The sequence below is a fragment of the Nostoc commune NIES-4072 genome (assembly GCF_003113895.1).
Lineage (GTDB): Bacteria > Cyanobacteriota > Cyanobacteriia > Cyanobacteriales > Nostocaceae > Nostoc > Nostoc commune.
Genome location: NZ_BDUD01000002.1, coordinates 720900 through 742855 on the forward strand (window position 1 = coordinate 720900; position 21956 = coordinate 742855).

General features: G+C 40.2%; 18 protein-coding genes and 5 pseudogenes. 13 read left to right on the forward strand and 10 right to left on the reverse strand.

Translation table 11 applies throughout. From position 1 onward, the window contains the following. Positions 1–217: 217 nt before the first annotated feature. The 3 genes from CDC33_RS35785 (at position 218) to CDC33_RS35795 (ending at position 1464) form a co-directional block, all read left to right on the forward strand. Entirely contained in the window at positions 218–403 is a 186-nt protein-coding gene (locus CDC33_RS35785; protein WP_109013264.1) for a hypothetical protein, read from the forward strand. Continuing rightward, a complete protein-coding gene (locus CDC33_RS35790) occupies positions 388–684 on the forward strand; it encodes a type II toxin-antitoxin system RelE/ParE family toxin (protein WP_109013265.1) in 297 nt (98 codons plus the stop codon). Before CDC33_RS35785 ends, CDC33_RS35790 begins: the two co-directional genes overlap by 16 nt. Positions 685–1002: 318 nt before the next feature. Further along, positions 1003–1464 (forward strand): hypothetical protein, encoded by a 462-nt coding sequence (locus tag CDC33_RS35795; RefSeq protein ID WP_109013266.1) that lies wholly within the window; start codon positions 1003–1005, stop codon positions 1462–1464. 88 nt (positions 1465–1552) lie between these two features. Here CDC33_RS35795 and CDC33_RS35800 read toward each other — a convergent pair. Both CDC33_RS35800 and CDC33_RS35805 read right to left on the reverse strand, forming a co-directional pair. Next, positions 1553–2110 (reverse strand): annotated as a pseudogene (locus CDC33_RS35800) (AIPR family protein); the annotation flags it as partial. After that, positions 2098–2946 carry an AIPR family protein gene (locus CDC33_RS35805; protein ID WP_280524475.1) on the reverse strand — a complete coding sequence of 283 codons (849 nt, stop codon included), beginning with the start codon at positions 2944–2946 and terminating at the stop codon, positions 2098–2100. The pseudogene CDC33_RS35800 and the gene CDC33_RS35805, both read right to left, overlap by 13 nt. Before the next feature lie 537 nt (positions 2947–3483). Between CDC33_RS35805 and CDC33_RS35810 the strand changes: the two genes are divergently transcribed. Beyond that, entirely contained in the window at positions 3484–4815 is a 1332-nt protein-coding gene (locus CDC33_RS35810) for an alpha/beta hydrolase family protein (RefSeq protein ID WP_109013267.1), read from the forward strand. 178 nt (positions 4816–4993) lie between these two features. Here CDC33_RS35810 and CDC33_RS35815 read toward each other — a convergent pair. Continuing rightward, positions 4994–5446: pseudogene (locus CDC33_RS35815) on the reverse strand (DUF1392 family protein). 273 nt (positions 5447–5719) lie between these two features. On the opposite strand from CDC33_RS35815, the gene CDC33_RS35820 reads away from it, so the two are divergent. Beyond that, positions 5720–6160 (forward strand): GUN4 domain-containing protein, encoded by a 441-nt coding sequence (locus CDC33_RS35820; protein ID WP_109013268.1) that lies wholly within the window; start codon positions 5720–5722, stop codon positions 6158–6160. Between the two features lie 38 nt (positions 6161–6198). Here the strand turns inward: CDC33_RS35820 and CDC33_RS35825 are convergent, their stop codons facing one another. Next, positions 6199–6492, reverse strand: a complete 294-nt coding sequence (locus tag CDC33_RS35825; RefSeq protein WP_109013269.1) for a hypothetical protein — start codon at positions 6490–6492, stop codon at positions 6199–6201. 623 nt (positions 6493–7115) lie between these two features. Here CDC33_RS35825 and CDC33_RS40985 point away from each other — a divergent pair. From CDC33_RS40985 to CDC33_RS35840, 3 genes are all read left to right on the forward strand, one after another. Further along, the gene (locus CDC33_RS40985) at positions 7116–7565 is read left to right on the forward strand and encodes a helix-turn-helix domain-containing protein (protein WP_244919539.1); all 450 of its coding nucleotides are present in this window, start codon (positions 7116–7118) and stop codon (positions 7563–7565) included. A gap of 41 nt (positions 7566–7606) precedes the next feature. Then, positions 7607–8023, forward strand: coding sequence for a transposase family protein (locus CDC33_RS40990; protein WP_244919540.1), 417 nt, complete (start codon positions 7607–7609; stop codon positions 8021–8023). A gap of 162 nt (positions 8024–8185) precedes the next feature. Continuing rightward, the gene (locus CDC33_RS35840; RefSeq protein ID WP_146195926.1) at positions 8186–8755 is read left to right on the forward strand and encodes a hypothetical protein; all 570 of its coding nucleotides are present in this window, start codon (positions 8186–8188) and stop codon (positions 8753–8755) included. A 286-nt stretch (positions 8756–9041) separates the two neighbouring features. Here CDC33_RS35840 and CDC33_RS35845 read toward each other — a convergent pair whose 3' ends face one another. Beyond that, entirely contained in the window at positions 9042–9482 is a 441-nt protein-coding gene (locus CDC33_RS35845) for a hypothetical protein (protein ID WP_109013385.1), read from the reverse strand. A gap of 137 nt (positions 9483–9619) precedes the next feature. Continuing rightward, positions 9620–11294, reverse strand: a pseudogene (locus CDC33_RS35850) (IS1182 family transposase). Positions 11295–11623: 329 nt separating this feature from the next. Here CDC33_RS35850 and CDC33_RS42060 point away from each other — a divergent pair. Then, positions 11624–12084 (forward strand): annotated as a pseudogene (locus CDC33_RS42060) (Tn3 family transposase); the annotation flags it as partial. A 239-nt stretch (positions 12085–12323) separates the two neighbouring features. On the opposite strand, the gene CDC33_RS35865 reads toward CDC33_RS42060, so the two are convergent. From CDC33_RS35865 to CDC33_RS35880, 4 genes are all read right to left on the reverse strand, one after another. Further along, positions 12324–13070, reverse strand: a complete 747-nt coding sequence (locus tag CDC33_RS35865) for a peptidylprolyl isomerase (protein WP_109013273.1) — start codon at positions 13068–13070, stop codon at positions 12324–12326. 88 nt (positions 13071–13158) lie between these two features. Continuing rightward, entirely contained in the window at positions 13159–14565 is a 1407-nt protein-coding gene (locus CDC33_RS35870) for an HlyD family type I secretion periplasmic adaptor subunit (protein WP_109013274.1), read from the reverse strand. A gap of 88 nt (positions 14566–14653) precedes the next feature. Beyond that, positions 14654–17758: a peptidase domain-containing ABC transporter gene (locus tag CDC33_RS35875; protein ID WP_109013275.1), complete on the reverse strand. Its 3105-nt coding sequence runs from the start codon at positions 17756–17758 to the stop codon at positions 14654–14656. 18 nt (positions 17759–17776) lie between these two features. Next, a complete protein-coding gene (locus tag CDC33_RS35880; protein ID WP_244919542.1) occupies positions 17777–18337 on the reverse strand; it encodes a helix-turn-helix domain-containing protein in 561 nt (186 codons plus the stop codon). Positions 18338–18797: 460 nt separating this feature from the next. On the opposite strand from CDC33_RS35880, the gene CDC33_RS35885 reads away from it, so the two are divergent. From CDC33_RS35885 to CDC33_RS35900, 4 genes and pseudogenes are all read left to right on the forward strand, one after another. Beyond that, the gene (locus CDC33_RS35885) at positions 18798–19028 is read left to right on the forward strand and encodes a hypothetical protein (RefSeq protein WP_109013277.1); all 231 of its coding nucleotides are present in this window, start codon (positions 18798–18800) and stop codon (positions 19026–19028) included. 204 nt (positions 19029–19232) lie between these two features. Further along, positions 19233–20411, forward strand: coding sequence for a phosphotransferase (locus tag CDC33_RS35890; protein WP_109013278.1), 1179 nt, complete (start codon positions 19233–19235; stop codon positions 20409–20411). A 16-nt stretch (positions 20412–20427) separates the two neighbouring features. After that, on the forward strand, positions 20428–21531 hold the full coding sequence (locus CDC33_RS35895) for a T3SS effector HopA1 family protein (protein ID WP_109013279.1): 1104 nt from the start codon (positions 20428–20430) through the stop codon (positions 21529–21531). Beyond that, positions 21528–21899 (forward strand): annotated as a pseudogene (locus CDC33_RS35900) (aldo/keto reductase); the annotation flags it as partial. The gene CDC33_RS35895 and the pseudogene CDC33_RS35900, both read left to right, overlap by 4 nt. Positions 21900–21956: the final 57 nt, after the last annotated feature.

Sequence of the window (21956 nt, forward strand, 5' to 3'; positions counted from 1 at the left end):
TGGCTCCTGACTCCTGAATTCTGTTTGATAAAATGTCTGATTTAATTCCAGTTTAATAGATAGATTTACTGCTTGCCAGTCAGATTAGGATAAAGTCTTTCTCAACAAGCGGGTCGGAAAACATTATCAAAGTTATTTGTCTAGCTAAAAGAAAAGCTACAAGGTGAACCTATGAGTTAAGATTACAGTAGTCATTTTCATAGAAGCAAAAACTGCTATGAGCGATAGAGAAACAGTCCTTGAACTTGTGAAGCGCTTGCCGCCAAATGTGTCTCTGCGTGAGATTGTTAGAGAAATTGAGTTTATCGCGGCTGTAAAAGAGGGTTTAGAAGAGATTGACCAAGGAAATTTTGTCTCAATTGAATCTGTTGAACAGATGATTGAAGCATGGACTACCAAGTAGTTCTTTCTCCCAAAGCTGTAGGGGATTTAGAAGCAATTGTCAGGTATATTGCCTTAAGCAATGCTGAAGCTGCAAGGAAATTGGGTCAGCAACTCCTCGAAAAAAGTAGGGAGTTAAGTCAATTTCCATTCATTGGTCAGAAAGTACCTGAGTTTGACGACCCTAATATTCGTCAGCTTATTCTTAAACCATATCGTGTTGTCTACAGGGTTGAAGAGGAGAAAAAGCGGGTCAGTATCGCTAGATTTTGGCATTCCGCACAAGAGAATCTTGAGCTTTAGAGACACGCAAGTTCCAGTTAAAATAAACTTTAAAATCCTGGATTAAATCCTCACTTTTACAAAATTAAGTACGCTGAAATATTATCAATAAGCATTATATTACGCCACAATATATCTAGCGAATCGACAGTAACATCAGCGCTGATAAACTTGTCAAATTTTTATTAGTTCTGAACTGCCTTGCGTACCTAACGCCTGTAAAAACTAATTCATACCCCACGATTCGACACTTGATACAATGGTCGTAACCTCAAACACAACTGCTGGAGCAAGACGCAATCTTCATATTTTAGACGCTTTCTTTACTTCTTTATATCTATGAAACATTTATTAGAAATCAGCAAATCTGAATTTAATTTTTCTTTATTGCAAAGAGATGATACTTTGATTGAAGCTCAAATAATTATTCCATTTGCTCATGAGGAATTATCAAAAACCATTATTTCACTTTCACAAAAATATTGGCAGCAGCAGATAGACGATTATCGCTTTTCTTTCAAGAGAGCAAACAACGAAGATGCTCAAATCAATGAGATTCTTCAAAAAATTGAATTTTCTCAAACAACAGATTTTATCTATATTTTGGCGAAACCAGATTATATTATGGGAACTAGCCAAGTTAGAGCCTTACAACATACTTTAAGCTCCAGTAAGTTGCTAACCCCTGAAGATTACATCAGCATTAATAGATTTTTGATCCCTTATGAAAAACTTTTAACGCATTCAATAAATAGTGAAAATACAAAATTAGGATTTTATTATTCCTTGTCACCTAAATAATCTACCGAAAGACAGGCTTTTTCGCCGTCTTTCGGTAAACACGCTATTGCCCATCCAAAAGGAATCTCTCAATAGAAACCTTGTACTATTATTTTTTACCTGCTTGCACACGCCCTTTTGTACCTTGTGTAACCTTCGATTCTTCTTCCTTGTTAGAGTTAACCATTTGCATCAAGTGCTGATTTAGATAACTCTGCGCCGAAATATACAAGCTTTCCCAAATCTCTTGATTGCGGCTGATTTTTGTGCCGACTGTATTCCCTGCTGTTTTCTCAGACACCAAGTATTTGCGGAAGTAGTTATTCCACAAGTGTTGCAGGAAATCTTCGGCGAATTCGTCAAAAGGAATAATCTATTTATATTCCTTGTCTAGAAATACCCGATATGATGCGATTATCGGTAGTGCCAGATCAGTTGGCGCACCAAACCCAAAAGAGTATTTGTTATCAGGCAACAATGTAGTTTTACGTATATTAATTGATGCTAAATCGTTAGCACCCTTTCTTCTAGGGTTGCTGATATAGTCTTGGATTATTTCGTAGAGTCTTTGCTCTATCCACAGAGCATGAGTCAAGAGAGGCAGTAAAGCCGTTAATCTTTCCCTTTCTGCATCTGTGATGTTACTTGGAAGACTCATTCCTGCTGGGGAGCAACGCGATTTTGTGAGGTGCTAAAATCTGGGACGTATATAGCTTGTTTCAGGATGCGATCGCAACTAAAAAACCAGATTTTGTTGAGAATATAGGGGTGTAATTGAGAACTAAACCCCGATCTCACTTTTTCGCGTTGCTCCCTTCCTGCTGGGTGTTTGGTTCGTTTATTGCCGTCGGGGTTGTATCTATTTCTATCGAGGCAGTAAAGCAGTTTCAGTAAATGGGTGACATTGCACTGAGCGTTTCTGGGAGCGCCGCTTTGGTTTTGGTAATAAGCGATGCGGAATTTTCTATTTTCCTTCTGTTCTAAGTGGGCTAAGTACTGCTTGATGAATTTGTAATCACCTCTAGCGTTGACTTTGGAGCGAGAATCTACTGGCGTTGTGGTATTTGAAGCCAGGGCTATGTCTTTGGCTGATTCTTCAGTCAGTCCAATGTGAATCGTAATTTTTACCCTAGCTTCGGTTAAATCATATTTGTAATTTTTCGCTTGCTCAAAAGCTAAAACTGTATGCCCACCGTTGATAATCCCATCGCTACCGCCCTCCGAGGCTTCTAAAATTTCCAGTTCTAGCTCAGTTTTGTTTCTGTTGGGCTTAACAATATTAGCTGACAGAACGATTCCACTGTGGCGAGAGAAGAATTTTTCGGGTTCGGTCGTCAGGGAGTCGAAGATTTGTCTGTAGGTCGCGCTTTTGCGGTTCGGTTCCCGAATGTTGGGTTCTAAGGGAAGGTCTATGGGGAAGCTGTCTACGCGGGCTGTGGCGATAATGCAATTGGGATTGGCTTGAAAATAGTTATCTATTTTTATATTCCAAGTCTTGGGCATACTTTAGCTTTTTATGGAAGTAAATTCTATGTTAGCGCTGCTGTAACCTTAATTATTCTCTTTCCTTCACTCAGAATAAATTACCAAACTAGCCAAATGATTGTCCTCAACGCGAAGAGTTCTCTTTGTTTTAAAAGAACTTACCCCCTTGGACGGTTATATTTCATTCAGGCATACCCAAAGTTTTTAATGTCAAAAGTTTTACGATTTCTTTACCAAAAATTTTCTGCTTTAGCCGAAACCACTTGAGACTAAAGACTGATTTCTGAATTTATCGACACCAGTAATATTAGAAATTAGGTGTATTTTTTCTGGATATAAAACAACATATTTTTCAATTGTTACTATGTCCAATAGTGTTTTACCTCAAGAGGGTTCTCAATAACAAGTAATATTTATAACTAGAGTAGTACAAAAGAACTTCCCTGGTGGACTAGATGTTTTATTAAGGAGGGGAAATCCCACCTAGAAATCTGACAGGATAATACATAATTTTCGCCTCAAGAAATAAAAATTTTCCACTACCGAATTTTTCAGATGGTTGAAGTCAACTTTAATGTTTGGGGTAACGGTTCTATCAACCGTTCTGGGCATATTAGTTCTGATGCACCGACTTATGTCGTTATTCACGGTTATCAAAGCACTGGTGGCAATGCAGGTAATAACTACAAAGCTGCTGATTGGATGGAAAACATAGCCCAAACCATCCGAGAGCGTGAGTCTAATGCTAATATCATTCTCCTAGATTGGGAGGAAGGAGCTAGTTCGTTGTGGTATCCCACTTCCGCCACCCGAACACGCGATGTTGGAAATCAGCTGGCTACCTACTTAATAAATAATGGCGTAGATCCGACTTACACCAACCTGATCGGGCATAGTCTGGGAGCGCACATTGCTGGATTCACTGGTTCAACCTATCGTGAATCTACAGGGCGTTCTCTTGCTCAAATAGTAGGACTCGACCCCGCAGGGCCTGAGTTTGAAGATAAAGCCGCAAGCGATCGCTTAGATGCAAACGACGCTAATCGCGTTGTATCTATTCATACTAGTGAAGCTTTAGGCTATGATGAGCGATTGGCTACCCTGGATGTATATGCCAACTGGAATGACTTATTCCAGCCTGAACAGTGGAATTTTGCTGGTAATCACGGTTATGCCAATACTCTCTATACAGAATTACTCCAAGGCAATAGCTTTACCCAGTCCAACGATATTCTCCTGAACTTGAATACAGTAGTCAATGCTGAATTTACTGGGCACAACGATGCCAGCACAAAAAATAATTTGGCTATTGTTGCTCTAAATCTTCTGGGTACTGCTAACAATGATACACAAGCGGGTGGTGCAGCCAATGATACCATCCGTGGTAATGCAGGAATTGACTACATTACAGGTGGCGATGGTGACGATTCCGTGTTTGGGGACGATGGTAATGATCTTCTCTATGGTGGACGTGGAAATGATTCTGCCTTCGGCGGCACTGGAAGCGATCGCCTGTTTGGAGATGAAGGTGGCGACATACTCACAGGAACAGATACACCAGCAAGAGGTGTTGCTGAAGTTGACCTTTTGACTGGCGGCGCTGGGAGTGATCAGTTTGTGCTAGGTATTACTGTCGGTGTCTTCTACAGCGATAATAATACTAGTACTTCGGGACTGGGCGACTACGCTCTGATTGCTGATTTCAATGCCACCGAAGATACGCTGCAATTGTCTGGCTCCAACTCGAGCTATAGCTTGGGAGCAGCGCCAACTGGTTTGGCTACAGGTACAGCCTTATTCCTGAATGAAACTAGTCCTGAACTAATTGCGATCATTCAAGGTTCTAGCGACCTCACCCTTAGTGCCAGCTATTTCCTAACTGTCTAAAACATTATCTCAAATACAACTTAAATTTATTTGTCAAGTTTTAAACTTGCACTACTCAAATTTTTCTATTTTTTATGATGCCTAGATAAATAATTAAAAGTAGCTAATAAAACCAATAACTTGAGATTAATAGCCCAAATTGTTAGTTAACTTGGTACTGCTCTTTAGTGTCAACTGGTCATACACTAACATTGACTAGATCAACATCAGCAAGCCATATTGTTTTGCTTTGGGTAGACACTTCTTCTAAAGTTGGGGAGCGCCACTCTACCCCATAAAGCCAATTATCTTTGAGACTAAAAATTCCTTGAATAATACGGCGTGTCGGCTGTTCACCGAAATCAACCTCAACTATGTCCCCCAGATTAAAAGCTGGAGTAGAAACAGTGGACTTTTTTAGTCCCTTTGTTGGATGAAATTCTTGCTCAGGTAAGTAGAGAGTTTAACTCTGGCAAACAGTTGCATAAATCCATTCTTGTTCTGACCACTCAACACCACGGCAAGAACCTGACAAGTTTGAGATTGGCAACAAAACTTTTTCCAACATTTCTACTGCTAGTGGAGGCATATCCTTACCCCATCCAGGAGAAATATGCCAACAGGATTCTAAGGCGGTAATTTGGTTAACCATCTGCGAATGTAATCCTCTTCTTTATATACTCACTTCCTTGCATCAGTCTAATCCGGAATATAATTTCAACACTTCACCAGCTATGTCAATTCCTAATCAATACAGGTTTAAAAGGCAAAATTCCTGGACATTTGACCAAACATATCTAATTTCTGTGCTGGTTGTGTATATTTAGATCAGTGAAGAATTAAACTGAGGTACAACTTAATTTTTAATGAAGCTCTTACAAAGGCAAAAATGTCTGAATAAAATAAATTACCCAGAAGTGTAGGTGTGGACTATATTTTGTTGCATGACTTACTTGTAGGAGGGCAGTGGCAAAAAGCTGACTCCGAGACTGGGGCAGTGATGCTAAAAATAGCTGATCGCATCAAAGAAGGCTGGCTTCGAGAGTCAGACATTACAAAATTTCCCCAACTGGATCTACAAACTATTGATTACCTCTGGGTAAAGCATAGTCAAGAGCGTTTTGGGTTTTCTGTTCAAAGCTACATCTGGAAGAATGTAGAACAGAACTACGGCAAGTTTTCTGATGCAGTGGGATGGCGGCTAAACTACCGTTGGCGTCAGTACTCTGAGTTGATTTTTAAAACGGAAGCTCCGATGGGACATTTACCTGCTGCACCATTCTTTAAGTCGAACTTGGCTATTGGTTGGGCTGCAACTTTGATGCCAAAGCTTGCTCAATCTTATACAATTGAGCATACTCTGTAGCGTGTTAGTTGCAGATGTTGGCGTAGCCATCGCTCTAATTACTTCCTTGCGCTTAATGCCTGTTTACCTAATTCCGAGAGAAGGCTCCCACCATAATCAAATACCTCTTCTTGGGTTTTGTATTTTCCCTGACTCCAAGCCGAAGCCATCTGTCTAGCCGCTCTATTAGCTTCCTCTCGCTGATTATGGACAGTGACACACTGTATATCATGACCAGTAAATGATATCCAAATCTGCCCACGTTTCGTAATCGGATGCTGCACAATACCTGTAGTCAGTTCGTTGTCCTCAAGCACTGGTTTTTTCTTACTACGACCAAATCCTTTAAACATGGCTGTGTTTAGTAAATGCTATTTTAGAATTCCCAAAATCAACACAGCGATCACGCTTGTGTAACATCTGCAATTCAATACTCACGTTTCCCCTAACATTGCCATATTCTGTCTTGAGAACAGCGAACGCTATAGCTTTGCAGTGATTGAATTGCTAGTGATAAAGCAATGACATTAGTAAAAGCTACATCATTTGACTGTGGAATTATTGTTCTCAATTACGAGCCAAAACGTGACAACATATGAGGTTAAAAGTATTATATAACGGTATTTACTATGGATAAACCTGGGACAACATTAATTTTAGTTGGTGATAATAAATTTAGTGGATTTAAACACTCGCAATTAATATTGCCAGTACAGGAGGTACAACAAATTTGCTCTTATGCTGAGTACAAATTATGAAAACTCCATTTCAGTTTCAGATGACTGTTGATCAAGGCTTACATACATATCTTTATGTAGCTAGCGATCAATCAATTGTAACCAAAAATTGGCCAGGGCTTTTTCAGGAATGGACTACAACGCAAACCCCATATAGCAAGTTTAACGTCGATAGACATATCCTTAATATAAACAAAGTGGGATAATGAAAAACGGAGCGAAAATTATATGTAGAGAATATGACAAGTCCTTTGGCAAGAATTGAATCACATCCCCATGAAGCAAAACGTCTAATTGGAATTAATTATGACCAGTTTTTAGCATTGGTAGTATTAGCAGAGCAAAGGCATATAGAGAAACAGGCGGAACTTGAAAAAAATAAAGTCCGTGTTATTGCAAAGGGAGGTGGACGCAAACCAGAGATTTCACCTAAAGAAGGAATATGCTTATGTCTAGTTTACCTCAGACAAAAACCAATTTTTGAGATTTTAGGCTTACTATTTGACATTTCCAAAACCAAAGCCAATGATGCGTTTAATTACTGGGTAGATATATTGAGAGAGATTTTACCAGCATCTCAAATAGAAGAAGTTGAATCAGACAGTCAAAAATATCAAGAATTACAGCGAATGCTGTCAGAATACGAATTAATCATTGACAGTGCAGAACAAGCTATACCGAGACCATAGACTATCAAGAACAAAAAAGATACTACTCTGGTAAGAAAAAAATGCATACTTTAAAAAACCAGTTTATTATCCTACCAAATGGTGAAGATATTGTAGATATCTGTGTGGGAATGTTGGGTAAAATGAGCGATATTAATCTATTCCGAGATACCCGCAATAAATTTATACCCTCACAAAAGTTTCTTGGAGATAAAGCCTATATTGGAGATGATGCCATTACTACCCCTCATAAAAAGCGAAAGAATACAGAAATTTCGGAATTACAAAAGCAAGAGAATAAACAACTATCGTCACGCAGAATTGCTGTTGAACACATGATATGTCGGGTAAAAATATTTCGAGTAGCCAGTGATAGATTCCGTCTAGCTCGTCATCGATATAGCCAAGTGATTATGACAGTTTGTGGACTGGTCAGGTTACGACTTAATCGCTTAGTATCTTTAACTATTAATACTTAATTTTTTCTCCTTAAACTGATTTCATCTTTTTTTACTTTTCACCCCAATTTTAATTTTTTGTCCCTTAATGCCTGAAAACGCCTATTTTATCGTAGACCCAGATAGCGATCGCTATCTTCAACTAAATCCGTCAAATCTACTTACAGCAAGCATTTATCTTTTGTGGATGAGTCTAATAATAATAATATGGAGGAAATGGCTGTCTATCTCGGGTTTGTTTGGCAGCTATGTGAAGAAAAGCCCTGTTACGCCATTCCAAACTATTATCGTGATTTGGCCAAACAATTAACAGGGCTGGATTTTGATTTTGTCAAATGGGAATATGAAATTGAAGCAGAAGAACCTGGTTTAGCAGTTGATAAAGGCTTTGTTCGCGCTAGAGCCTGTACTAGTGTACCTCCATCGGATTGGGAAAGTAGGCATAAAGATGAGGCCGGTTTATTCCAATTTAACTCATTTGAGCAGTTAATCTCACTTCATAAGACTACGCTTGGGGATGCTTCATCTGAGATAAGTTTGTTTTGCATTCCATTTGAACGAAAAACGGATCTTCTTCATCTCTTAAACAGCGACCAATGTCCTATTCTGATTGACTTTTTGAAACCAGGAGAATTATTTGTAGATGTTGGAGTAGGAGTAGATAGAGGCTATTACGACTTTATCTTGATCAAGTCAGCAATCGATATTAAGCATAAGTTGCAAGACCTCGTATGGCTGTATACAGGGGTATGAGTAGCATTCGCGCAGAAAACCGGGTTAAGAGATATTACATGAGTAATACAAGCATTTTTAGAAGCTGAAATCCTTATTTTATCGTTGAGTAGTGACTCGATAATAAGTTTAAGCCAATGACCTTAGTTATCGGGAAAACCCTTAGCGAATAAGGCTTTTAAGCTTAACCCGGTTTTCTGTTCTGATGATGATGCTGTTGGCGAAATATTTCTTCACATTGCCAACAAAGGAAGCGCGATGTCTGGAAGATGTTGAATTTTGTCTTAGAAATAGCTTTTTGAGTGATTTAGAGACTGTCAACCAAAAATTTTAGCTCTGCAATCATTTTATCTAAGGCTTTTTGCGCTGTTTTATAACCAGAAGCCTGCCGCCCCAACTTTAATTCAAATAAAGTGCGATCGCGTATCGCATCAAAATCCACAATGTCATAAATAAAAGTAACGGCGGAGCGTTCCCTCTGTGCGGAATTTTCTTTTTGAAGATTTTGGACTTGTGCTTTTAGTCTCTCTAATTCCACCTCCTGCCGTGTAATACTTGGAAGAGGTTCTGAGCCTTTCCATGTATTACATGGTAAAAGTTCCCTTTGAATTATTTCCTCCAGATAATCTGCCCTGGTTAATCCTAAGCATTCAGAGGCAATACCTAATTTCTTCCAAGTATCGTCTGTTAGTCGCAAAGAACGTACTTCACGATAGTCATCATTCTTCAGCGTAAACTTACCTTGAATCCTTGAATATCCCTTTTCATCTTTTTCATAAGTCCTGCATCGATGTAATACATGGATATTGTAGAGAAAAACCCAAACAAAAATCAACCGTGTATTACATGGGAAGCTTTTGAGAAAGCTATGGGTGTTCGTTGTCTTTACGTGACAGCTAGTGCAGCAAACCGCGATGTTCTGGTCGTGGCGTGAGGTATACCATTTAACCAAGAAACCATGCGAACAACATTGATGGCAACAGCGGTGATTTGGTGCTGTAATCGGACTTTGGGCAGATTGCGGTAACGTGCTTGCCGTAAACCAAAAGCATTTATTCCTTGCGACAAAGTTCCTTCAACACCAGCACGGGTATTGTAACGCTCTTTCCACTCATCAGTATCCTGCTGTTTACGGATAGTTTGAAGGATCTGGTGTTCTTCTTCTGGGCGCAATCTTAATTTTCTTGGCTCACTTTCACTTTTTGATTTGATACATAAATGCCTAAAATCACAACGGCGGCAGACTTTGGAGGGAAACTTCACGTTAATTCCTGAATTACCCCAATTATCAATTGCAGGAGTCCAAGTTGTACTTTTTTGTCCTTGAGGACACGTAACTGTTTTTGCTAACCAGTCAACTGTAAACTTGCTTATGTCATACCCACCAGGCGTTTTCGCTTGCCAGCTAACATTTGGGCGTACTGGGCCAATAAGTTCTATATCAAAATCAATTTTACTTTTTACCAGTAATTCACTATCTACGTATCCTGCATCTACAATATGTTCTTTTGGAGATAAGCCTTTGGCTTCCAGAGATAAATGAATTGGTTGTGTTTGGTCTACATCGGACAGGTGGGCTGGGGTCGTCTCCACATTTGTAATTAAATGGACATCGTTAGCATCACAAGTTTCCGTGATGTGTACCTTATAACCAGTCCAGGTTGTGGTGCGTTTGTTACCGTAACGGGCATCAGTATCATAAGGAGAGTCAAAATGCTGGCCTGCCGGAGGTAAGTCTGTTGCGCTACGCCAACATAATTTACCAGGTTCATCATCTTTTAGATTTGTATAATCTATATAGTATTGATGCACCCAAGTTTGGCGGAGAATTTCTATTGCTGGTATTTGCCGCAGCCATTGAGGTGTCGTTTCTTGTTCGTATATGGCTATTAATAGCCGCATACCATCATTACCAATAGTTTCAGCTAATTTATATCGAGCCGCAACTCCTTTAGGTAAACGGTACTCTTCTAGCGCACGTCCGTAACGTTCAAACCACTCATGGGGAACCCAAGAGCGCAACCATTCTGGGGCGACCGTTGCCACTGCGTTTAATGCTGCACGCAAAGTTTCGGCTACGCTTTCCAAACGATTCAAGTTACGAATTGCTGCCAATACATGGGTTGAATCGGTGCGCTGTTTTCCTTTCTCTTTGATAATTCCTTTTTCTTTAAATTGCTTTAACAATATATCCAGTAATTTCTGTTCGGCACTTCCAGAAATTAATCTGATTCTGAATTCGCAGAGTACACTAAAATCAAAGCCTGGATCTGTTAATTCCAGGGAGAGTGCATACTTCCAATCAATTCGACTGCGAACTGCATAACTAGGCTTGTCTGTCAGTCATGTCCTCAATATATTGCATGACGCACACCAAAGCTAACCGCCAAGGACTAAAAGCGGGTTGGCCAAGTGTTGGAAACAGTGCTTCAAAATCTTGGTCATTGTAGAGAGTACCGATTTCATCCCTCATAGTCATGTATAGATTGCCTTTTGGGAAAGCGGCACGAGCCACACGCACTGTTTCTTCTGGAATGGGGTCTATGGCTTGCGGTTGAATCACTCAATTCCTCCTTCACCGCAGGTGATGGTAGATGCTTGTTGATTAACATCATCCCATTTTCCTCAACGTCTGCTCGCTTTAGCATTTCTAGGGTTTTCAAATGTGAAGAAATATTTCGCCAACAGCATCTGATGATACTCATACCCCAACCCCTTCGGGGAATTCAAAATTCAAAATTATCAATTCAAAATTAAAGACAATCAGTGCTTGCTCTGAAACCCGCCACTGATTGTAGACCACTGATTCTTTGAATCAGTGGGGGCTTGTACCCAGAATTTATTAATTCAAAATTATTCTATTCTTCCTAAGTGAATTTTGAATTTTGAATTTTGAATTCAAAAAATGGTCAACAAATTACAGCAATGACTAATAAAGTAGAAGCTTATAATGGCTTTTCTAAATGGTTTTGTTTTGGAGGAGAAGGGGTGATTGCTAGTAATGACCCTGAACAGCAAGAGAAGACGATTAAGTACGGTGATTTAGTAGCTAATGCTGTTATTTTCCATAATGTGGTTGATTTAACTGAGGTTTTGCTTCAGCTAAGACAGGACTTACGCAAACAATAACCGAAACCCTTATTTTCACGTAGGGGCAATTCATGAATTGCCCCTACAGCGTGTACTTTTGCGTAAGTCCTATAAGAATTGAAGGTTTTTTCTGGGAGCGAGAAGATTTAGCGGCTTTGAGTCCTTATTTAACCAGTCACATCAAGCGTTTTGGTGATTATCTGATTGATTTTGATGCGATTCCACCAGCACTAGAGGAAAAGTTAAATTTAGGCTTTTGAGTAAATTTGTTACAAAACTTTACGTCGTGATAAATTTTGCGCGTATCTTGTCTTTACCCCTACTAGGCTGTAGCACTTTGGATTTCTTGGAACAACGGCAAATAAAAAAGACTTATGCTGTTTGCGTATAATGGGCTAATCCTTGATCAAGCTTAATTTAGCTTTCTTCCATCAAGTGAGCGACACTAATATGTTAACGACGACAAATAATTTTTTATTTGACAGATGTTGTTTTACTATTAATTCTCCATAAAAGTAGCGGCAAAACCAGAAATTGGCTCAATTTGTTGCTTTAACCATTGAGAAAACAAGTCGGAGAGAATTTTTAAGCGCAACATCTCGTCCAATTGTGGCTCAATAACTTCCTCAACCAAAATCAGATGTGCCCCAATGGATGTCAATATTGGTTTGACAACTTGCGGTGGAGTTGCCGCAAAAACAGCAGCAGAAATTTCTGGTTTCAAATCTGCACGGCTTAATATCCCTCGATATCCTCCTTTTCTACGTAGTTCTGTATCTTGAATATATTGATGAGCAATTTCATGAAAACTCATCTCACCTTCACCCAATGCGTAAAACAGTTCTATAGCCAAATCAAAATCATCTAATACCACTTCATACATAACTACCTGAGCATAATCAATCTGATGTTCTACAAAAAAAGGTTCAACTTTATCTACAAACAGATATTGAGCTAATTTTGAGGAAATTACTGTGTAATAAACTAATTCTTCAAACTCGTCTAGAGATAAACTATGTTTTTGTAGCCATGACCAAGTAGCATCAGCACTAGTCAAATTGTTCATCAAACGCAAGTTATCTGCCGCTTGCTGTAGTTCTTCTGGCTCCACTTCAATACCAATCTCTTGTGCCGTCTGTGAAATAATCTTGCGAGTAAGAATACCTTCAATCACAGAAGGAATTTGACATGAAATCTTGATTTGATTGAGAATTTCGTCTAGAGAAACAGTTGCCACTTCTAACATAGTAGAACTCCTTAGCGATCAATAAATTTGAATTTGACAATCTTAAAAATGAAAGAGAAAAGAGGAAAGTTTTGATAATTCCTTACTTTTAAAGTTTAAAACCACCTTTTTGCAACTTTTTAAACGGATCTAATACAAAATCAACAATACGGCGTTGCCGAACAATTACCTCAGCAGTTGCTGTTTGACCAGGCGTTAAAGCAATACGTTTGTTTCCACTTTGAATATAAGTCTGCGGCACTGCAATTTCTAATTCAAAGTTTTCTATCTTACCTTGGGCAGTTTCCACAACTTTGGAGTCTGGTGAAATCCAGTGGAGTTTGCCTTCTATCACTCCATAATCCTGGAAAGGATAAGCATCAAATTTAATTTTCACTGGCATTCCTACACGCAGAAAACCACTTTCTTGACTAGGCATCTGTGCTCTGAATATCAGAGGTACTCCATTAGGTGCAATCTGAGTAATCATCTGCCCTGGTTGTACGACTGTCCCAGCGTTATTGATAGACAACTGAAAAATTGTGCCAGCAATCGGAGCGCGGAGTGTTTGCTGTTGTAATTGAAATTGTAAAGAATGGATTTGCTTTTTAGTTTGAGAAATTTCTGATTGTAAATCTACAACTTGAGCTTGGAGTTCTTTGAGTTGTTTCTGACTATCCAAAACTGCAAGTTCACCTGTGCGTCTAATACGTTGATTGGTGCTTTGCTGTTTAGCAATCTCGGTATTAGCCTGTTGAATATCTGATTGAGCTTGTTCTAAAAGTCTTTGGCGCTCAAACATCGCACCTTCTATTTCTTCTAATTTACTTTTGGCAATAGCGCCCTTTTGCAAAAGATATTGATAACGTTGTACCTCGTTTTTAGCTAGCTTAATGCGACCAACTTCTAGGGCATATACTTGTTTACTGGAATTAAATTTTTGATGTATTTGGTCGAGTTGAGCAAGTTGCTCAGATTCTTGAGCTTGATTTTGCAATTGCTGAGTGCGTAAAGACATTTCCAGTTGATTTTTTAATAGCTGAAGCTGATTAACTCGATTTTGTTGACCCTCAAGTTTTGCCTGAGTTTGTTGCAGTTCAGTACGAGTTAATTCTGATTCTAATTCCAGTAAAGTTTGCCCTGAAAGTACAGTTTGGCCTTCTTTTACCTTGATGGCTGTAACTTTTCCGGTAACGGGTGCATCTAATCTCACAGTTCTCCCTTGGGGTTCAAGTCGTCCTCTGGCGCTACCTGTTTCGTCTACTTTGGATAGCATTGCCCAAGGTAAGACGATCGCAGCAAATACTACTAGCCAATACAACAAGCCGCGTGTCCAAATCCGTGGTAAGGTATCAATCAGTTCTTTTGTTAAAGAAGACCAGTCTTCACCCAAAGGTGCATAAGATTTTGACTCTCGTGATGATGGTGTTTTTTTGGAGTCTTTCAAGTCCGGTTGACTACTAGGGTAGTGACCGTTCTGACTGAACTGCTCTTGGTTAGTAAATTCATTTGGCATAATTGGTCATACCATTTTGGATTTCAAATATTGGATTTTTCTGGTTTCTAGCAAAGCTAAGGAACGAAAAATGAAGGGGCTTTTTAGTTCAAACTGCTATGGTAAGTTGCTGTTGATTAAGGTAAAAATAGTGACCGCGTTTAGCCATTAATTGATCGTGAGTTCCACTTTCAACCAAAAGACCTCTATCTAACACCAAAATTTTGTCAGCATTGCGTACTGTTGAAAGGCGATGAGCAATCACCAGTGTTGTTCTATCTTGAAGAATTTTGTTGAGGTTAGTCTGGATGATACGTTCAGATTCAGCGTCAAGACTGCTGGTGGCTTCATCTAAAATTAGCAGTTGGGGATTTCCTACAAGGGCACGGGCGATCGCTAGTCGTTGTCTTTGTCCACCAGACAGGGTTCCTCCCCCCTCACCGATTTGTGTTTCATAGCTCATCGGTAATTCTTTAATAAATTCATGCGCTCCCGCTTGTTGCGCTGCTTCTATTACCTCTTCTAAAGTTGCTTCGGGATAACCTAAACTAATGTTTTCCCGAATCGTACCACCAAAGAGAAAAGTATCTTGGTCAACGACACCAATTTGAGAACGGAGCGATCGCAATGAAAGGCTGCTTGTATCATACCCGTCAATCAAAATCTTCCCTTCTGTAGGAGGATACAGCCCCAATACCAGCTTGGAAATCGTTGTCTTTCCCGAACCACTACGCCCAACCAGCGCTATCATTTGCCCTGGCCGTACTTCAAAACTAATATTTTCTAGTGTGTTGACATCGCTTTCTGGATGGTAACGGAAAGTTACTTTATCAAAGGCAATGTAACCGCGAATTGGTGGCAAAGATTGCCGAGATGACGAGTGCAAATCTTCTTCTGGTTCAGCGTCAATCACATCATTAATGCGTTCAACAGCAATCAGCACTTCTTGCAATTCATTCCATAGCATAATCAGCCGCTGAAAAGGATTAATCACATTCCCCAACAACATATTAAAAGCAACAAGTTGCCCAATCGTTAATTCGTTTTGTATCACCTGCCATGCCCCAAACCACAGTAATACTGTGGTTACTACAGCTTCAATGCCAGAGCTAAATATTTGTAGTGTGTTACCAATAACCTGCCCGGAAAAGTTCTTTTTAATTGACTTGCCAAAAAGTTCTTCCCAATGCCAACGCACAGACTGCTCAACTGCCATAGATTTGACAGTGCGGATGCCAGTGAGAGATTGAATCAAATAAGCAGTTTCTTCGTTATAAGCACTAAAAATCTCACGAGAAACACGCTGTAAGAAGGGTGTGGCAATGAGTGCCAGTAATACGAATGGTGGCACAATCACTAACACAAGCAGTGCCATTTTCCAACTGTACCAGAACATCAATCCTACGTAGATGAATACTGTTAGTAAATCAAGAACGATAGAGAGTGCTTCACCTGTGAGGAAACGTTGAATCTTGCGGTTTTCCTGTACACGGGAAATGATGTCTCCCACGTAACGAGACTCGAAATAGTTCAAGGGTAAGCGGAAGGTGTGGCTAATAAAACCTACAATCAAAGCTAGATCCACTCGGTTAGCTGTGTGGTCTAGAAGATATTGCCGCAGTCCAGTCATGGCGACTCGGAATAGGCTAAAGATGAGTAATCCTATCCCTACAGCTGTTAATGTCAGATCGCTGCGTTGTACAACTACTCGGTCTAACAATAACTGAGTAAATAGCGGTGTGATCAGTCCAAAAATTTGAAGCAGGATAGAAGCTATAAACACTTCCAACAACACCAACCAGTGAGGTTTAGCTAATTCAAAGAACTGCCAAAAAGGAGTGCTGGCTTCCTTTGCATCTTTAAGTAGGGCGGTAGGTTGTATTAATAAAGTATACCCAGTCCAACCCGCTTTGAAGTCTGTATGAGAGAGGGTACGTTGACCAATAGCAGGGTCTGCAACGATAACGCGATCGCCTGTTACTTCGTAGACGACTATGTAGTGTCTTCCTTCCCAATGCACAATAGCAGGTAGGCTTTGTAGAGCAAGTTTGTCGAGACTGGCTTTTACAGGTCGAGTTGAAAACCCAATACTTTCAGCCGCAGCAGCTAAACCTCGTAGTGATGCCCCATTGCGGTCAACATTAGCAATATCTCGCAATGTATTGATACTAAAACGCTTGCCCCAGTAACGCCCAACCATCACCAAGCAAGCTGCACCACAGTCAGAGGCGCTTTGCTGTTCAAAGTATGGATATCGCCGGGTGATGCGTTGCCAAAAATGACCGATTTTTACAGTTGGGTTTGGGAAGTAAGCCTTACTGATTTTTTTTCGGGAACTTGAGTATTGGGAATTAGGAATTGGTGTTCGGGTGTCCACGGCAGGCGCGTCAATTGGAACCCGCCTCCTTTGTCTTTGCATCCCCGTGTCTTCTTTCCTCGTCTTTCCATCTCCAAGTGGGGTGTTAGAGTTAATCAGTTCAGCCAGTTGTGGCTCTTTTGCGATCGCGCTTTCCCAATGAGAACGGCTGAGGCTGTAGATTTGGCTTGGTTGAGTCACCTGCCAAGTACGTTCTTTGGGTAACTGTTCAACAGCATAAATATTCCCAACAGTAAGCTTGCATCCTGATGTATGTAATAGTTCTCCTCGCCGCAGTAGCCAAAGTTGCTGGTCTTTGAGTAAAGAAGATGGGAGTTTGCCAATTTGGAGATTATGCTGTTCGAGTAATGGTAATATTTGCATCAATGCTTCTACAGGAGCATTGGCAAGGCAAGGAATCTGACGACATAACACCAGTAGATCCCAAAGTACTGCTGAAGAGTGAAGATGCTCTGCGATCGCGGGATACTTGCGGATGAGCGATCGCAAACAATCTCCCGGAATATAGCAAACTTTGAGATTTACCGAAGCTCTAGCAGTGTAAGGCTGAAAGCCTGACTCTGGAAACAAGGTTATCTCACCAAATGATGCTCCCACACCCAATGAAGCGATTAAGTTATCTGTGGTATTGAGCAGTCTGACTTTACCCGCCAGGATGATATAAATACCAACCGTAGCGTCTGATGCTTGCCAAAACAGTTTACCTGCATTTGGTTCTAGGATTTCAATTTGTTGAAAGCAATTTGAAAGTTCTTGTTCTGAAAGAGGTTGACCCAAAATTTGGGTGAGTTGTTGACCTAGTTGTTGCTTTTGAAACGTAGATTTATTCTGAATCATAGCTTTCCAGGTGCAGAATTAATTACTGGTTTTCATCAAACTGAATTGCCACAAGAAACTAGGTTGGACGTTCGATGGCAAATCGCCAATCTTAATGCCGGAATCCCGTTGATTTGATGTTTCTTTCTCAGTGGTGTTGTCTTTTGGTCGAGTAGAAAGCCCCATTTCCTTGAGCAAACGGTTGATGTGACAACTGCTAACCTTAATCCCCAGTTCCTTTGCCAAATGCTTGCTTAACCATTGCCCTGTCCAGCTTTGAAATGAATAGCCATACTCACGTGGACTATGACTTGCCAGTTCTTGCAAACGAACAAGATATTGCTCATTCACTGTCTTGGGGCGACCCATCGGGCGATCGCTCCAATGGTGAGCCTGACCTGTTTGGGCCATAGTAATCCAGTGCCGCGACGTCTCCTGAGAGCATCCTAAAGCTTCACAAATTTGAGTCTGAGATTGGCCTGCATCTGCCAACAACATAATTTCAATGCGACGACGGTATTCTGGACGTAAATCTGTTTCTAGACTTTTCAATAGAAGCTTGCGCTGAAACGCTGTTAAATATAGACCTTGCTTGTCCACAGCAATTCCTCCTGGTATAACTTGCAATGCCCAGATAGAAATTAATCTGGATCATCCTTGAGAACCTCTGTTACTTCTCTGAATCAAAACTCCGGGAATTCCACATCTCGTTACAAAGCTTTACAAGAATCGGGGAAACAGTCACAAGTGTGGCTTTTCAGGCTTTGGTGGTGTGACAAGGTAAAAACAGCACTATATAAAACAAAAAACATAGCTTCAGTTTCAAATTGCCTAATTCGGAGTCATAACGCGTTACTGCACTGTATTTTTTCAGATAAAAGTACTTTTATTTTTAAATATTAAATATTTGAATAATTAAAACATAACTCATTGAATTATGCATCAACAAGAAGTTTTTAAGTCTTGAAATTATAGATTGAATCTCCGAAGATGGAAATGTGATTAAGCAATACACAGCTAATCACAATTCAAAACAACTTTATCTAAGAGGAAAAATTCAATGGCTACTATCAACATTTCTGATTTGCGTCCTACTGGTTCCGATCTATTTTCTGATTCTGAAAGTTACATGAGTGAGTTAGGTGACAACGAACTTGTCAAAGTCAATGGAGGGTCTACTCTTATTTGCTTCCGAATTGGGTATGCTGCTGCTCGTTCCTCTCAGCAATGTGCTGCTGGTATAGCTGGAGCAGCGGGTGCTGTTAAACGCTGGTGGGATAATCGTAAATAAAAATTAACTTAATTCAATTAATAACTGAATGCTACGCGATTAGGGTATGTTATCCCACGGGCTGACATACCCAATATCTTAAATTTTTGGTGTGTTAGAACTAATATCCATTGAACGCCCTAGCAGATTAAAGCTAATGAAGTTTCAAAAAAGAATTATCTATGTAATCAGCCTTGTGTAATACATTTAAAGGGAGTTTTAGTTGTGACATTTTTATTAAGTTCTGAAAACGTTTTAGAGTACTTACTTAACAAGAATTTATTTGTTCAAAAAGAGCAAGCTTTAAGCAAAGTCGAGCTAAAAGATGCCAAAAACTTTAATCTATTAGTGAGCTTACAAGATAATCGCCAACTGCTAGTAAAACAGGAGCGTCACGATCGAGAAGGGAAAACTGCGGGTGAATTTTTGAGTGAATGGCTAATTTATCAGTTCTTTCAAGAAACTCCTGAACTCAGTCACATCCAGTTAATGCTTTCAGAGGCTTTACATTTTGATGCAGAGCATTCTGTTATTATTTTTAACTACTTCAATGACTATCTCGATCTAGCCGATTTCTATACAAAGGAGAATGTTTTTCCAACCGCGATCGCAACTTCAATCGGCACAACTTTAGCTACAATCCATCGTGCTACATTCAACTGTCAAAAATATCAAGAATTTTTTTCTCAGCAATCTGAGGATGTATCTAGTGAACAAGCTTTTAACTTTAATCTTGGGCTAGAACGGATTAGTCCTGAAGTTTTTGGTCTGATTCCCGCAGATGGTTTTAAATTCTTTGCTCTCTATCAACGATACGATAGCCTGGGAAAAGCGATCGCAGAACTCACCACCGCTTTCGAGGCTTGTTGTCTAACGCACAATGACCTAAAGCTGAACAACATTCTCTTGCACAACGATTGGGAGCAAACTATTTCTCAAGCAGAGCAATCGAATCATAGTATTATTCGATTGATAGATTGGGAACGCGGCGCTTGGGGAGATCCTGCATTCGATTTAGGAATGCTCATTGCCAGTTATCTACAATTTTGGCTTGGTAGTTTGGTTGTTAGCAAAGCGATCAATATCGAAGAATCCTTGCGCCTAGCGATGACACCGCTTGAAGTGATTCAGCCTTCTATTGCAGCCCTTACTCAAGCTTATATTGGTAATTTTCCAGAAATTTTAGAGCACCGCCCTGATTTTTTGAAACGAGTTGTGCAATTTTCTGGTCTTGCCTTAATTCAACAAATTCAGGCAATGCTCCAATACCAAAAATCCTTTGGTAATACGGGTATTTGTATGCTTCAGGTTGCCAAGTCTTTGTTGTGCCGCCCAGAACAATCAATCCCGACAGTTTTTGGCGTGTCAGAATCTGAACTCACTGCCTTACTTAATTATTTTTAGTTACACCCAAACTCTTATGCAATTACTAGATTCTGTTCCAAGTCAACTAGCAGCTTCTGTGCCAGATCGAGTGCTGGATTCTCTGGAAGATATTGCCAACAATGTTCAGATCCAGTCAAATTTTTGTATTACCCATCCAGCTTACAAACTCTTTGAAATTCCTGCTGAGGTAGTAACTCGTTTTCAACGAATACCATTGGAGCTTCAAAATAAGTATTTGAGTCTACAACTGCAAAGTTTTCTCTACGGTATCTATTACAACGGCTCGATGCAAGCTGCCTTAGCAGCAAATGCAAGTTCAGATAACCTAGCACTTCAGCAGAATTTAGAAAACAATACTTTTCTGGGAGTAGACCTAGAGTTTTACGATCGCCTGCATAAAAGCAATACCGGAGAAGGCTACTTTGACCCAGGTTGGCAGGTGTTGCGGCAAGAATCTGATAATAGCCTCGCCGTGACAAAGGGTGGTTTGACTTTGCATATTGAGCGCGAAAAACATCTACAACAAGCTGAAAAATTTGCTGCTGAAGGCGACTTAGTTGCCATCCGGATGCCCAAAAATCTAGTTCAAAACGGGTTTTACATGGCGGTAAGCAATGCTGGCCCAGACACTCATCCTCAGACAGTTAGAGTTTACTTTAACTTCACACCTGAAGGTGCGATCGCACTTATGGAAAGCCTGACACGGCAATTAAACCAAATCAGAATTCCTTTTGCCTTTAAAGTCCTATACAACCCTTCTGATTATGGACGCTATGACAGTGGGGTTCTCTACTTTGAGAAAAGCAATTATCAAGCAATCCGGCAAGTCCTAAAAAGTGTTTATGCAGAAAAGCGATCGTACTTTCGCACAGAAGTACCCCTATTTACAAAGTTACTTGCGCCTGGACTTGCTTTAGCAGAAGAACCAGATTTCAAATTTGCTGAGTCTGAAAGTTTTGGGATGAATCGCTGTCAAATTGTTGCCAATGGCTTGCTGTCAGCTAGACAAAAAGGGGATGAATCTCCAGAAGCTCGAATGGCATTTATTCGCCAACACTTCTCTATTTTAGGGATTGACTGGCAGCGTGCCTACCTCAATGCCAACTCTGAAGACATCTACACCCCGTTAAATCTATGAAACTAACTGATCTCGCGCCGCCAGCAGCCTCAGCAAGCGAAGTTAGCCATGCAGCAGATAAATTCCCAGAGTCGGATTTACCGTTTTACCGTAAACTGGGGCGGACTGATTTAACGGTCAGCTGTCTCGGTCTAGGTGGCGGCGGTAGCATCTCCAGCGAAGATACCCTTTACGCTTTTGACAGAGGAATTAATTACTTTTTCTACTCTAGCGACTTACACCACTATATCTACAGTCCGATGTCTGGAGCATTGCGCCAGCTTTGTGGACGTGGTTCCTCTGTGCGAGAGAAAGTCGTGCTGGCAACTGTGACTTATATCAAAAGTCCAGAAATGGCACTTGCCGCTTTATTAGATCAGTTCGTGGAAGGCGTTTTAGTAGCAATCGTACAGAAACTTACGCTAAGGTTGAAAGCCTTACCGGAT

What these genes read in the sequence shown, in the direction of transcription:
- CDC33_RS35875 (WP_109013275.1), bottom strand. Translation starts at nt 17,758, where the DNA reads ATGATTCAGAATAAATCTACGTTTCAAAAGCAACAACTAGGTCAACAA.
- CDC33_RS35795 (WP_109013266.1), top strand. Translation starts at nt 1,003, where the DNA reads ATGAAACATTTATTAGAAATCAGCAAATCTGAATTTAATTTTTCTTTA.
- CDC33_RS35865 (WP_109013273.1), bottom strand. Translation starts at nt 13,070, where the DNA reads ATGTTAGAAGTGGCAACTGTTTCTCTAGACGAAATTCTCAATCAAATC.
- CDC33_RS35825 (WP_109013269.1), bottom strand. Translation starts at nt 6,492, where the DNA reads ATGTTTAAAGGATTTGGTCGTAGTAAGAAAAAACCAGTGCTTGAGGAC.
- CDC33_RS35870 (WP_109013274.1), bottom strand. Translation starts at nt 14,565, where the DNA reads ATGCCAAATGAATTTACTAACCAAGAGCAGTTCAGTCAGAACGGTCAC.
- CDC33_RS35810 (WP_109013267.1), top strand. Translation starts at nt 3,484, where the DNA reads ATGGTTGAAGTCAACTTTAATGTTTGGGGTAACGGTTCTATCAACCGT.
- CDC33_RS35805 (WP_280524475.1), bottom strand. Translation starts at nt 2,946, where the DNA reads ATGCCCAAGACTTGGAATATAAAAATAGATAACTATTTTCAAGCCAAT.
- CDC33_RS40985 (WP_244919539.1), top strand. Translation starts at nt 7,116, where the DNA reads ATGACAAGTCCTTTGGCAAGAATTGAATCACATCCCCATGAAGCAAAA.
- CDC33_RS35885 (WP_109013277.1), top strand. Translation starts at nt 18,798, where the DNA reads ATGGCTACTATCAACATTTCTGATTTGCGTCCTACTGGTTCCGATCTA.
- CDC33_RS40990 (WP_244919540.1), top strand. Translation starts at nt 7,607, where the DNA reads ATGCATACTTTAAAAAACCAGTTTATTATCCTACCAAATGGTGAAGAT.
- CDC33_RS35790 (WP_109013265.1), top strand. Translation starts at nt 388, where the DNA reads ATGGACTACCAAGTAGTTCTTTCTCCCAAAGCTGTAGGGGATTTAGAA.
- CDC33_RS35895 (WP_109013279.1), top strand. Translation starts at nt 20,428, where the DNA reads ATGCAATTACTAGATTCTGTTCCAAGTCAACTAGCAGCTTCTGTGCCA.
- CDC33_RS35785 (WP_109013264.1), top strand. Translation starts at nt 218, where the DNA reads ATGAGCGATAGAGAAACAGTCCTTGAACTTGTGAAGCGCTTGCCGCCA.